12 protein-coding genes are annotated in these 11,801 nt (G+C 67.1%); 9 read left to right on the top strand and 3 right to left on the bottom strand.

The features are described from left to right. The first annotated feature begins 66 nt into the window (after window positions 1–66). The 3 genes from CH339_RS22900 (at window position 67) to ccoS (ending at window position 3,150) form a co-directional block, all read left to right on the top strand. A complete protein-coding gene (locus CH339_RS22900) occupies window positions 67–564 on the top strand; it encodes a FixH family protein (RefSeq protein WP_111436732.1) in 498 nt (165 codons plus the stop codon). A 69-nt stretch (window positions 565–633) separates the two neighbouring features. Next, a complete protein-coding gene (locus CH339_RS22895; protein ID WP_111436731.1) occupies window positions 634–2,886 on the top strand; it encodes a heavy metal translocating P-type ATPase in 2,253 nt (750 codons plus the stop codon). A gap of 99 nt (window positions 2,887–2,985) precedes the next feature. After that, window positions 2,986–3,150 carry a cbb3-type cytochrome oxidase assembly protein CcoS gene (ccoS, locus tag CH339_RS22890; RefSeq protein WP_111436730.1) on the top strand — a complete coding sequence of 55 codons (165 nt, stop codon included), beginning with the start codon at window positions 2,986–2,988 and terminating at the stop codon, window positions 3,148–3,150. A 271-nt stretch (window positions 3,151–3,421) separates the two neighbouring features. Here the strand turns inward: ccoS and hemA are convergent, their stop codons facing one another. Together hemA and CH339_RS22880 are read right to left on the bottom strand one after the other, a co-directional pair. Then, window positions 3,422–4,690 carry a 5-aminolevulinate synthase gene (gene hemA / locus CH339_RS22885; protein WP_111436729.1) on the bottom strand — a complete coding sequence of 423 codons (1,269 nt, stop codon included), beginning with the start codon at window positions 4,688–4,690 and terminating at the stop codon, window positions 3,422–3,424. A gap of 346 nt (window positions 4,691–5,036) precedes the next feature. Continuing rightward, window positions 5,037–5,573 (bottom strand): hypothetical protein, encoded by a 537-nt coding sequence (locus tag CH339_RS22880; protein ID WP_111436728.1) that lies wholly within the window; start codon window positions 5,571–5,573, stop codon window positions 5,037–5,039. A 203-nt stretch (window positions 5,574–5,776) separates the two neighbouring features. Here CH339_RS22880 and CH339_RS22875 point away from each other — a divergent pair, with 203 nt between their 5' ends. Then, window positions 5,777–6,502 (top strand): Crp/Fnr family transcriptional regulator, encoded by a 726-nt coding sequence (locus CH339_RS22875; protein ID WP_111436727.1) that lies wholly within the window; start codon window positions 5,777–5,779, stop codon window positions 6,500–6,502. A 12-nt stretch (window positions 6,503–6,514) separates the two neighbouring features. On the opposite strand, the gene CH339_RS24880 is transcribed toward CH339_RS22875, so the two are convergent. Next, window positions 6,515–7,762: an NnrS family protein gene (locus CH339_RS24880; protein WP_170138631.1), complete on the bottom strand. Its 1,248-nt coding sequence runs from the start codon at window positions 7,760–7,762 to the stop codon at window positions 6,515–6,517. A 238-nt stretch (window positions 7,763–8,000) separates the two neighbouring features. Between CH339_RS24880 and CH339_RS24875 the strand changes: the two genes are divergently transcribed. The 5 genes from CH339_RS24875 to CH339_RS22850 all read left to right on the top strand — a co-directional run bounded on the left by CH339_RS24875 (window position 8,001) and on the right by CH339_RS22850 (window position 11,151). Continuing rightward, window positions 8,001–8,414 (top strand): bacteriohemerythrin, encoded by a 414-nt coding sequence (locus CH339_RS24875; RefSeq protein WP_170138630.1) that lies wholly within the window; start codon window positions 8,001–8,003, stop codon window positions 8,412–8,414. Between the two features lie 325 nt (window positions 8,415–8,739). After that, on the top strand, window positions 8,740–9,339 hold the full coding sequence (locus tag CH339_RS22865) for an SCO family protein (RefSeq protein ID WP_111436725.1): 600 nt from the start codon (window positions 8,740–8,742) through the stop codon (window positions 9,337–9,339). After that, complete coding sequence (locus tag CH339_RS22860) at window positions 9,336–9,884, top strand: DM9 repeat-containing protein (RefSeq protein ID WP_111436724.1); 549 nt, start codon at window positions 9,336–9,338, stop codon at window positions 9,882–9,884. The genes CH339_RS22865 and CH339_RS22860 overlap by 4 nt, the downstream gene beginning before the upstream one ends. A 41-nt stretch (window positions 9,885–9,925) precedes the next feature. Beyond that, complete coding sequence (locus CH339_RS22855; RefSeq protein WP_111436723.1) at window positions 9,926–10,567, top strand: SCO family protein; 642 nt, start codon at window positions 9,926–9,928, stop codon at window positions 10,565–10,567. Further along, window positions 10,564–11,151 (top strand): TlpA family protein disulfide reductase, encoded by a 588-nt coding sequence (locus CH339_RS22850; RefSeq protein WP_146610284.1) that lies wholly within the window; start codon window positions 10,564–10,566, stop codon window positions 11,149–11,151. The genes CH339_RS22855 and CH339_RS22850 overlap by 4 nt, the downstream gene beginning before the upstream one ends. Window positions 11,152–11,801: the final 650 nt, after the last annotated feature.

Below are 11,801 nucleotides of genomic sequence, written 5' to 3'. Positions count from 1 at the left end.
CCGCGCCGGCGGCCGGAGCGGTTCCGGGCCCGCCGGCGACGACTTTCAAGAACGGAGTAGAGGCAAATGGAGGCAACCGGACGCAAACCGTTCACCGGGCGCCATGTTCTGATCAGCCTGATCGCCTTTTTCGGCGTCATGCTGATTGCCAATTTCGCGCTGCTCTATTTCGCCCTGACGAGCTGGAGCGGCCTTGAGGTTCCAAGCTCCTACGAGGCCGGCCAGGTCTTCAACGAGGAACTGGCCGTCGCCCACCAGCAGGAGGCGCGCGGCTGGAAGATGGAAGTCGCTGCGAACCGCACCGCCGACGGCACCGTCGCCGTCAAGGTGACCGCGCGCGACAAGTTCGGCCAGGCGCTGCAGGATCTCGCCTTCACCGGGCGGTTCTCGCGCCCCGTCATGCGCTCCGACGACATCACCTTCGCCATGGAGGAGACGGTTCCCGGCACCTACGAGGCGACGGTCGCCGATGTCGAGCCGGGCCAGTGGGACATCATCGTCGAGGCCAACGAGGACGGCGAGCGGGTCTTCCGCTCGCGCAACCGGGTCGTCTACCAGCCTTGACCGCACGCGGCGCGAGGCGCACGCTTGCCGCCGCAGGTCCGGGCGTGAAGCCCTGGTGAGAGACGCGCCATGAACACGCATTTTCGGGAATGGTCGGCCTTTGCCACGCCGGTGCGCGAGGGCGTCGTGCATATGGATCTGGCCGTGGAAGGCGTCCATTGCGCCGCCTGCATGCCGACCATCGAGCGCGGCCTGATGCGGCTTGACGGCGTCACCCACGCCCGCCTCAACCTCACCACCCACCGCCTTGCCGTCGAATGGCAGACGGAAAAGACCGACGCCGACGCCATCGTCACCATGATCGAGCGCCTCGGCTACCGCGCACACCCGTTCGATCCCGGCCGCATCAGCGAGGAGGAGGACGCCCACTCCAAGCTGCTGCTGCGCTGCCTGGCGGTGACCGGCTTTGCCGCCATGAACATCATGCTGCTGTCGATCTCGGTGTGGTCCGGCAATGCCTCCGACATCACGCCGGAGACCCGTGACTTCTTCCACTGGATTTCCGCGGTGATCGCGCTGCCCGCCGCCGCCTATGCCGGCCGGCCGTTCTATGCCAGCGCGTTCCGGGCCCTTCGCGCCGGCAACCTCAACATGGACGTGCCGATCACCCTCGGCGTCATGCTGGCGCTCGGGCTCTCCGTCCTGCAGACCTTCCAGGGCGCGGAGGACGCCTATTTCGATTCCGCGATCATGCTCCTCTTCTTCCTGTTGATCGGCCGCTTCCTCGACCAGAACATGCGCCGGCGCACCCGCTCCTTTGCCGAGAACCTGGCAACGCTCCGGTCCGAGACCGCGATCCGCCGCGCCGCCGACGGCACGCTCCGCGAGGTGCCGGTCTCGCGCATCGATCCGGGCGACGTGGTGCTGGTGCGCGCCGGCGAGCGGGTTGGCGTCGACGGCGTCGTCATTTCCGGCACCTCGGAGATCGACCAGAGCCTCGTCACCGGCGAGACGGCGCTTGCCGCGATCAAGAAGGGCGACCGGGTCTATGCCGGCACGCTCAACGGCTCCGGCGCGCTGGATGTCAGGGTCACCGCGGCCGCCTCCGGCACGCTGCTCGACGAGGTCACCAAGCTGATCGAGGCCGCCGCCCAGGCCAAATCCCGCTATGTGCGGCTAGCCGACCGCGCCGCCGCCCTTTACGCGCCGCTGGTCCATGGCGCCGCGCTCCTCACCTTCCTTGGCTGGTGGGCCATCGGCATCGGCTGGCAGCCCTCGCTGGTGATCGCGATCTCCGTCCTCATCATCACCTGCCCCTGCGCGCTCGCGCTTGCCATTCCGGCGGTCCAGGTCGTTGCCAGTGGCGTCCTCTTCAAGCGCGGCGTGTTGCTCCATTCCGGCGACACGCTGGAGCGCCTTGCCGCCGCCGACACCATCGTCTTCGACAAGACCGGCACGCTGACCCTGCCGGTGCCGGCCATCGTCAATGGCGGGACCCATCCGCCGAAGGTCTTCGCCATGGCCGGCCGGCTGGCGCTGTCGAGCCGCCACCCGCTGGCCACCGCCCTGTCCCGCGCCGCGGGCGCCGAACGGCCGCTCGAGGCTGCCCGCGAGGTCGCCGGCGCCGGCGTCGAGGCGGAGGAGGGCGGCACGACCCACCGGCTCGGCAGCCCGCGCTTTTGCGACGTCCCGGAAAGGCAGCTCGACGCCTTCCTGAGGGCCCATCCCGCCGCCTCCGTCATCGCCTACCGCGAAGGCGACGACGACGCCCACCTCTTTGCCCTGGAACAGACCCTGCGGGCCGATGCCACGACGACGGTCGCCAGGCTGCGCAAGGCCGGCTATCAGCTCGAAATCCTTTCCGGCGACCGCGACGCGGCCGTCACCGACGTCGCCGACCGGCTGGCGATCGCGACCCGCCGCGGCGGGCTCGATCCGGCCGGCAAGATCGCCCGGCTGGAAGAGTTGAAGGCCGCCGGCCGCACGGTGCTGATGGTCGGCGACGGTCTCAACGATGCCCCGGCGCTTGCCGCCGCCCATGTCTCCATGTCGCCGGTCACCGCGGTGCATCTGAGCCAGGCCGCCGCCGACAGCGTCTTCCTCGGCGATCGGCTGGAACCCGTCGCGGCCGCTTTGGAGCTGTCGCGCCGCGCCCGCCGGGTCATGAACCAGAACCTCGGCGCGGCCGCGCTCTACAACATGGTCGCCGTGCCGTTCGCCGTTGCCGGCTTCGTCACGCCGCTCCTTGCCGCGCTCGCCATGTCGTTCTCCTCGATCGTCGTCACCACCAACGCGCTGCGGCTAAGGTTCGGCAATGACGGCACCCGCGATTTCGAGCCCCAGCGGCCCGTTGCCTGCCCGGTGCCGGCAAAGGAGGCGTGAGGCGCTCCGCGCCACGCCGGGGCAAGGCGCGGCCCGAACACTCAATGGCCCGGCGGCGCGTCACCGCGCGGCTGCGGCCCGTTACTGGAAGGACAGACCATGCACGTCCTTATCTACCTGATCCCGATCGCCCTCATGCTCAGCCTGATCGCGCTCTTCGGTTTCCTCTGGGCGCTGCGCTCCGGCCAGTTCGACGACCTCGACGGCGCCGCCTGGCGCATCCTCCAGGACGACGACCTGCCGGAAGAGGACCGGCGGAAGTAACGGGTGAGGGCAGGGGCCCTGCTCCGCTTCCGGACGCGGGGCGCCAAATGGGACGCCAAGGTATCACGGCCGTCATCGCGAGGAGCCGAAGGCGACGTGGCGATCCAGAGCAGCTTGCTCGGAGCGTGCAGTCCTGGATTGCCGCGCTCGCTTCGCTCACTCGCAATGACGGCCATCGGAGTCCGGCCCCAAGCGCACCCTAGAAAAAATCGGCGCGGCCCCGGAAGGACCGCGCCGTACGCATCTGCAAGCGGGGAATGTCGGCCTGCGATCAGCCCCCGGCCGCCGGGAAGATTTCCATCTTGCGCCTGGTCGGCTGGGCGCTCGCCGGCGTCTCGCGCACCAGCCCGAGTTCGTCCCAGACCGCGCAGAGCGAGTCCTTCAGGTGCTCGATGAGCGCGTCGTCGTGGAACGGCGTCGGTGTGATCCGGAGCCGCTCCGTGCCGCGCGGGACGGTCGGGTAGTTGATCGGCTGGATGTAGATGTCGTGCTTTTCCAGAAGCAAGTCGCTCGCCCGCTTGCATTTTTCCGGATCGGCGACCAGCACCGGCACGATATGGGTCTCCGACGGCATCACCGGCAGGCCGGCGGCTTTCAGCACGTCCTTGGTCCGCTGCGCCTGGCGCTGCTGGCCCTCGCGTTCCGCCGAGGAGGCCTTCAGGTGCCGGATCGACGCCGTCGCCGCGGCGCACAGGCCCGGCGGCAGCGCGGTGGTGAAGATGAAGCCCGGCGCATAGGAGCGCACGGCGTCGACCACCGCCTCGCTGGAGGTGATGTAGCCGCCGAGCACGCCGAACGCCTTGGCGAGCGTGCCCTCGATGACGTCGATGCGGTCCATCAGGCCCTCGCGCTCGGCAATGCCGCCGCCGCGCGGCCCGTACATGCCGACGGCATGGACCTCGTCGATATAGGTCATGGCGCCGTATGTGTCGGCGAGATCGCAGATGCGCTCGATCGGCCCGACGTCGCCGTCCATGGAATAGACGGACTCAAAAACGATCAGCTTGGCGCGCTCGCTGCCGGCCTCCTTAAGGAGCGCTTCCAGATAGTCCATGTCGTTGTGCCGGAAGATCTTCTTTTGGGCGCCGGAACGCCTCACGCCCTCGATCATGGAGGCGTGGTTGAGCTGGTCGGAGAGGATCAGGCAGTCCGGTAAGAGCCGGGCGATGGTCGAGATCGCGGCCTCGTTGGAGACGAAACCGGAGGTGAAGACGAGCGCGGCTTCCTTGTGGTGCAGGTCGGCGAGCTCGTGCTCCAGCGCGACCAGCGGATGGTTGGTGCCGGAGATGTTGCGGGTGCCGCCGGCGCCGGCGCCCATCCGCCCGACCGTGTTGCGCATGGCATCCGTCACGTGCCCGTGCTGGCCCATGCCGAGATAGTCGTTCGAGCACCACACGGTGATCTCGCGCTGGTCGACGCCGTTGTGCCAGATGGCGCGGGGAAAGCGGCCGGCGATGCGCTCCAGTTCGGCGAACACCCGATACCGCTTTTCGTCCTTCAGCGCATCGACCGCGCTCTCAAAGATCTCGTTGTATTTCATGTGCCTGTCCTGTCCTGCCCCTCAAAGGACACCCTGTTCCGGCCGGTTCTAGCGTGCCTGGCCTAAGGAATGCCTTCCTTAATTTAACACATTCGAATTTATGAAAGCCATCCCGGTTGCCGTTGTGGGGCAGTTTGCCCGACGAAGCGGCATCCAGCTTTCGCCTTTTCCGTCTCCGCAATCATGTTGGAAAAGTTCCAAACTGTTGGCTTTGACCAAGGTCAAGCGCGCCGACGGCCGAGCCGGACATGCCGGCGGCGATGTATACAGAAATGCGGAAAATCCGCCGGTTCGGGACGCAAGGCGTCCGGAAGGCGCAAACTGTCGCAGGCCCCTGACAATCCCGTTACCGGGAGAACGACACCTTCAGCGAGGAAAAGCTCTGTCCGGTGGCGACATCCGTTTCCACCGCCTCGATGGTGAATCCGTTGCCCTCGGGCGCGATCGTCACGACGCCTCGCGAAGTGACGTTCTGGCGGGTGTCGTAGCGCACGGTCTTCAATTGCAGCGTCTCGCCGACGAGCGCACCGCTGGAGGTGGCGGTGCCGTCGCCGTCGCCGGTGGAAATGAACCGGCCGGTAAAGAGCCGTGTGTCGGGATTGTACGAAAGCTGCCCGGCGATCTTGGCCTTTCCTTGCGCCCCGGCGCAGGCACCGGAATTGGAGATCTTGCGGCCGCTGTCGGAAAGCGTGCTCTCGATCCGGCAGATGATCGCCTCCGGCTCGGACTCCACTTTGGTCTGCGCGGTGCCGCGCCCCTGCCAGGCACCGCTGATCGCGGCAAGGAAATCCGTGCCGGCATCGGCGAAGGCGGGCGACGCTCCGCCGGCCATCAAGAGGAGCCCGGCGGCCGGGGCAAGAAAACGGCGAAACAGGATGCGCATGCGGGACCTCTCGCAAAGCTGGGGCAGGGGGGATTGTCCCCCGCGGTTCCGTTGCCTTCGATATAAACGGCCCGAACAATGTGGCAAGGTCTTGGTGTGCCGCCCTGCCGCTGCGCCCCCGACCGAGACATTTGCCGGCGAGGTGTATATCGTGGCGCCGGCGATCGGGAAAAACGCGGCGCCGACAGGCAGGGGCAGTCGACATGGCCAGGGGCATCAGCGAAGCCGACTATGCGCTGATACGGAAAACGCCGCTCTTCAGCGGCATTTCCAAGGCGCAGTTCGAGGCGATCCTGAGCGATGGCGTGACGAAGACCATATCGCGCGGCGAAACCCTCTTCCTCCAGGGCGATCCGGCCGAGGCGCTCTTCGTCGTCCTGGAAGGCTGGGTCAAGCTCTATCGAATGACGCCGGCGGGCGACGAGGCCGTCGTCCACGTCTTCACAGACGGCCAGAGCTTTGCAGAGGCGGCGGCGTTCACCGGCGGGGTCTATCCGGTCTCGGCGGAGGCGGTCACCGACGGGCGTCTCCTCTACATTCCGGTGGCGCGCCTGTTCGACCGGGTCCGGGCCGAGCCGGAGATCGGCTTTGCCCTGCTTGCCTCGACCTCGCTGCATCTGCACACGCTGGTGCAGCAGATCGAGGCGCTGAAGGCGCAGACCGGCGCCCAGCGCGTTGCCGAATTCCTCGTCGGCCTGTGCAAGGACCGCGACGCGGCGGGCCGGCGCACCATCGTGCTTCCTTACGACAAGGCGTTGATTGCCGGCCGTCTCGGCATGAAGCCGGAGAGCCTGTCGCGGGCGTTCCAGCGCCTGCGCGACTACGGCGTCCGGATTGCCAGCAACAAGGCCGAGATTGCCGACATCGACACCCTGCGCCGCCTGGTCGACGAGGAACGGGCGACCGTCCGCCAGCGCCACCATTCGTGACGTTGGATGTGTTCAGGGCGAATTGTGCTGGGCGTGAGCCGTGGCCGGTAGAACCCGCGGCCGGGTCAGGATCGGGAAGTAGATCAGGGCAAAGAGCGCGAAGCCGAACATCCACAGGCCCCCGGCGACGAAGATCGGCGTGTAGTAGTCGTCCGGCAGCACGGCAGGCCCGAAGGTCCGGGTGACGGCGGCCAGCGCGATGGCGACATAGGCAAGGGCGATGACCGGCGCCGCCGCGAGCTGCCGCCCGGTATGGCCGAGCGCGATCCGCGTCATGATCGCCAGCGACATCAGCCCGAGCGCGCCGATGCCGAGGAAGTGCCAGGCGGCGATCTCGTCGACGGCATCGAAGAGGAGCGATGCGGCGATCGCTCCATAGCCGACAACCAGCAAGAGGAAGGCAAGGTGCAGGCTCCAGGTCAGCGGGTCGTGGAGCGCCCGTGTCCCGCGCCAGCCGGCAAGCCGCCCGGCATTGAAGGCGGCGGCGGCCGCGGCCGCGATCCCGCTCCAAAGCGGCGGCGCGTCCAGCGCGATCAGGAGCGCAAAGAGGAGACCGGCGGTGATCGCGGCCTGCCCGAGCCGGGGCGTGACCACCGGCAGCCGGTCGCCCTTGCCGGCGCGGATAAGGGAATTGCGGGTGAAGGCCGGCGTCACCCGTCCGCCGACGATGGCGATCTTGACGGAGATGAGCGCGATCCCGGCGCGGATGCCGAGTTCGGCGCCGCTGTCGGCAAGGCCGGTCCATTCCAGGTGCACCATGAGGTTGGCGAGAAACAGGCCCGTGGTCAGTACCAGGAAGAGCAGGTTGCGCGGCTTTGGATCGTGCGCAAGCATCATCGCCAGCCAGAGGGTGAGGGCCGGGAAGAACAGAAGATCGATCCCGGCGACGATAGCGGCCGGCACCAGGGCGGAGAACCAGACGGCGATGCGCCCGGCGAGCCACAGGCCGGACAGCAGCAGCAGCGTCCTCGGCTTCGTGCCCGGCTGGCCGGTCCAGCTCGGCACGGCGGTGGTCAGGAAGCCGGCGAGCGTTGCCCCGGCATAGCCGAACAGCATCTCGTGGCCGTGCCAGAGATGCGGCGCCACCGCAATCGTCGGCTCCGGCACCATGCCGTTCAGAGCGTGGATCGCGAGCCAGGCGAGCCAAGCGCCGATCGCGGCCAGTGCAAACAGGCCGGCGAGCAGGAAGAAGACGCGGAAGCCGCCGCGAAAGACGATCGGCAGCGCATCGGTCCGAAGGGGGGCGGTCTCGTCCGGCATGGGCAGGGGCGGCTCCAGGGAAAGGCGGCAGGGTAATCGTCGCCGCGGCCGGTCGCAATGCGCCGGCGGTTGCGGCGCACCCTCACCTGTTGCCGGGCCTGGCCGCACCGGTTGCCATTTCAACGGAGTGCGGTCCACAATCCCTTGACTTTGATCAAGGTGCGCAGATCGTGGCTGAAGGATTTTCATGACCGAGGGCGCCGTCCCAGGCGCCGCGGCTTTCAGGGAGACCGGGATCATGATCGCAAAGCCCCCGTCGTCGATGGCCGGGTCGATCGCCATATCGACCGGGGATGCGATCATCGATGCCGACCATGCCGCCTTCGAGGTGCTGATCGACGAGGCCAGCACCGCCGACGACGCAAGGCTCGGCACAGCACTGGCGCGCCTGCGCCGGCACCTCGTGGAGCATTTCGAGCAGGAAGACGTGATGATGGCCGAAACCGCCTTTCCCGCCGCCGTCTTCCATCGCGGCGACCACGACAAGGTGCTGGACCGGATCGATGCCGCCATTGCCGACAATGCCATGGGCAATCGGCGTGCGGTCCGCGCCTTCCTGGAAGACGAGCTTCCCGTCTGGTTCGTCGGCCATGTAGCGACCCTCGACGCCGTCACCGTGCATTGGGCAAGGACCGGCCTTCTGGGGTTCTGATGGCCCCGAGGGCCGGCGCGCCGCACCGTCCAGATCTCTCCGGATCGCATGCCCCGTGTCCGGAGATCGTTCGCGCGCCGGCCCGTTTTTTGCTGTCGATCCCCAGGGCCGGCTTGTCGGCCCGTTTTTGCTGTCGATCCCCAGGGCCGGCTTGCCGGGCCGTTTTTGCTGTCGATCCCCAGGGCCGGCTTGCCGGGCCGTTTTTGCTGTCAATCAATGACGCGAGGGGAAAACCGGAGTAGAAGAAACTGAATATATTCCGGGTCGGCGATGCGTTCGCCCCGGGACCCCGACCCGTTCAAAAGCAACAAAAAAGAGGCATGCGATGCGGGCTCGAACCAGGAATATCGGCCTCATGGTCGTCGGCGCCCTTGCCGTGACCATCGTTGCCGTCTTCGTCGGACTTGGCCTCGGCCTCGATGATCATCCGCAGGCGCCGGATATCGGCGGCCCGTTCCGGCTCACCGACGAGACCGGCAAGGTCGTGAGCGAGACCGATTTCGCCGGCCGCTACCTCCTCGTCTTCTTCGGCTACACCCATTGTCCGGACATCTGCCCGACGGCGCTGGTGACGGTGGCCGAAGCCTTCGAGGGCCTGCCGAAGGAGATGGCGGACGAGGTGCGGGCGGTCTTCATCTCGGTCGATCCGGATCGCGATTCGCCGCAAATACTCGCCGAGTTCACCGCCGCCTTCCACGACAACATCATTGGCCTGACCGGCACGCGCGAGGAGATCGACGGCGCCGTGGCCGCCTATCATGCGTCCTACACGATCGTGAAATCGGAAGACCCGGAATTCTATCCTGTCGATCACTCGTCCTTGATCTATCTTATGGACCGCAAGGGCCGGTATGTGACCCATTTCACCCACCGCACGCCTGCGGAAAAGATCACCGAAACCCTGAAGGCCGAATTGCAGGAATGAGAAAGACCCGATCCCGCCGCCGCGCCCGCCACCTCGCCGGCGCGCTCCTTGCCGCACTCGTCATGTCGGCCGCCGCCGCTCCGGCCGGTGCGTCTTGGGAATCTCCCAAATCCACCGGCGACTATGTCTGGCGCGCCGTACGCGGAGAGGAGTTCCTGAAGGACGCATTTTCCGCAGCGCCGGAAGGCACGGCGCCGGTCCGTATCTGCCGGGTGCACAATTACCGCGACGTCCTGATCGGCTATCTCGACAACTGGCTCTGCCAGGTCGGCGGCGACGGCATGAGCCGGCCCTACAGCATCTTCCTGACGCTGATCACGGCACCCGACGGCGCCCACTGGCAAAAGCCGGAGGGCGAGGAGGTGCCGGCCGGCGCGCTGGAGCTGAACGAGGGCTACGGCCCGCCGACCTATGCCTGCCGCGTCACCTATGAGGGCAAGACCGTGGTCGGCATGGTCCGCGAGAGCATCTGTTCGGCCGGTTATGTCGACGGCGAGCTGCGCTCCGACGACTACGAGGTTCTGGTCGGGGGCGGCTCCAAGTGAGCGCCGCTTCCGCGTCATGCGATGAAGAAAGGAGAACGCCGATGGCCGATTATCGAAGGCGTCTTGCAACAGTGGGCCTGATTGCCGGTGCCGCGCTTCTTGCCGCAATGGCCGTGCTGCCGGCCGGACGGGCGCACGCCGCAACGGTCGTCGTCCGCGAGGCGGACAAGACCGAGAAGGCGCCGGAGCGCCGCGCCTTTGTCATGACGGACACGCAAGGCCGCATGTTCACAGATCAGGACATGCTCGGCTCCTTCGCGCTGATCTATTTCGGCTACACCTCCTGTCCCGACGTCTGCCCGACGAGCCTTCAGACCGTCGCCATGGCGCTTGAGGAACTGGGTGACGACGCCGACCGGCTGAAGGCGATCTTCGTCACGGTCGATCCGGAGCGCGACACGCCGGACGTCATGCGCCAGTACATCAGCATGTTCGACGAGCGGATCATCGGCCTGACCGGGCCGAAGCCGTTCATCGACTCCATGGTCGCCGCCTATAACGTGAAATACGAGATCGGTGAGATCGACCCGGAACGTCCGAAGGATTACCTCGTCGACCACTCGGCCTCGATCGCCTTCGTCGGCCCCGACGGCAAGCTGATCACCCGCTTCGGCTACGGCATGACGTCGGAGCAGATCGCCGAACGGATCCGCGAAATCATCTCCAAGACGACAGTCAATTGAGCGTTTCCCATCCAGGTCCTCCGCCGACGCCCTCGGCGGGCGTGCTGATGCGCCTTGCCCTCGTCGCTGCGATCCTCGTCCTGACGCTGACCGTCGCCTCGGCCGAACAGTTGGCGCGGCCGCTCGACCGGCTGAAGACGATCGATCCGCGAACGCCTGTCGCCGATCTCACGCTTGCGACGGGCGAGGGCGGCACGACGCGGCTTTCCGACTTCCGCGGCAAGGTGCTCGTCGTCAATGTCTGGGCCACCTGGTGCGCGCCCTGCCGCAAGGAAATGCCCGGACTGGCCCGGCTGCAGGGCTTTCTTGAGGGCGAGGACGTCAAGGTCCTGCCCATCGCCGTCGACCGCGAGGGAGTGGCCGCGGCCGAGCAGTTCTTTGCCGCCAACGGGATTGCCGGCCTGCCGCTGCTGGCGGCCCCGGCCAAGGAGGTCGTCGCCGCCTTCGGCGAAGACCGCCTGCCCTATACGGTGCTGATTGACAAGAAAGGCCGGGAGTTCGCCCGGCTGGTCGGCCCGGCGGCCTGGGACGACACCGAATTCGCCATCCTCATCCGCACCATCGCCCGCAGCGCCGACGAATAGGCGGCCGCGGGGTGCGTCAGCGGAGGGGTCCAAGACTGCTCCGTCATCGCGAGCGACAGCGAAGCGATCCAGAGCGGCGCGGGCGGAACGCCTCCGTGCAGCCACACCCTCTCCCGTCATCCCGGCCGGAGCGAAGCGGAGAGCCGGGACCCATTGCCCGCATCGGAGCGGTAGCCCGTTGCGGGTCTTGACGTGACCAACACCCACGCCAATGCCTCGTTCCGGCAACAGACCGCATACCGTGCAGACAGGGGCAATAGGCCCCGGCTCGGAGGCCGGGGTGACGACGGAGGGTGGGGCGACCGGGAGTGCGCCACTTTCAAAGACCGTGCTTTTCGGCGTCATCGCGAGGAGGCCGTAAGGCCGACGCGGCGATCCAGAAGCCGCTTGCTCGGAGCGCGTGGCCCCTGGATTGCCGCGCTCGCTTCGCTCACTCGCAATTGTGCAAGTTCAGATATTCGCTGATGGGATTGCGGAAAGGAGCGACCCATGCGCGACAACAGCTATGACCGGACGATTGAACGGAACTATGTTCAGAAGTGGCGTTTCCTGATCAGGGAATATGAGGAGGTCAAGGCCGGCCGGTCGTCGGCCTTTGCCACGGTCGGGGCCTTTTACCGCCACCACGGCACCTGCTCGCAGACCTTCCG

It is taken from the genome of Rhodobium orientis (genome assembly GCF_003258835.1).
GTDB classification, from domain to species: Bacteria; Pseudomonadota; Alphaproteobacteria; order Rhizobiales; family Rhodobiaceae; genus Rhodobium; species Rhodobium orientis.
Note: the sequence above shows the minus strand (reverse complement) of the source record. Positions and strands in the feature narration are given on the sequence as shown.

Coding starts and splice junctions, on each gene's coding strand:
- CH339_RS24875 (WP_170138630.1), top strand. CDS start 8,001: ATGATCGCAAAGCCCCCGTCGTCGATGGCCGGGTCGATCGCCATATCG.
- CH339_RS22895 (WP_111436731.1), top strand. CDS start 634: ATGAACACGCATTTTCGGGAATGGTCGGCCTTTGCCACGCCGGTGCGC.
- CH339_RS22860 (WP_111436724.1), top strand. CDS start 9,336: ATGAGAAAGACCCGATCCCGCCGCCGCGCCCGCCACCTCGCCGGCGCG.
- CH339_RS22865 (WP_111436725.1), top strand. CDS start 8,740: ATGCGGGCTCGAACCAGGAATATCGGCCTCATGGTCGTCGGCGCCCTT.
- CH339_RS22900 (WP_111436732.1), top strand. CDS start 67: ATGGAGGCAACCGGACGCAAACCGTTCACCGGGCGCCATGTTCTGATC.
- CH339_RS22880 (WP_111436728.1), bottom strand. CDS start 5,573: ATGCGCATCCTGTTTCGCCGTTTTCTTGCCCCGGCCGCCGGGCTCCTC.
- hemA (WP_111436729.1), bottom strand. CDS start 4,690: ATGAAATACAACGAGATCTTTGAGAGCGCGGTCGATGCGCTGAAGGAC.
- ccoS (WP_111436730.1), top strand. CDS start 2,986: ATGCACGTCCTTATCTACCTGATCCCGATCGCCCTCATGCTCAGCCTG.
- CH339_RS22855 (WP_111436723.1), top strand. CDS start 9,926: ATGGCCGATTATCGAAGGCGTCTTGCAACAGTGGGCCTGATTGCCGGT.
- CH339_RS22875 (WP_111436727.1), top strand. CDS start 5,777: ATGGCCAGGGGCATCAGCGAAGCCGACTATGCGCTGATACGGAAAACG.
- CH339_RS24880 (WP_170138631.1), bottom strand. CDS start 7,762: ATGCCGGACGAGACCGCCCCCCTTCGGACCGATGCGCTGCCGATCGTC.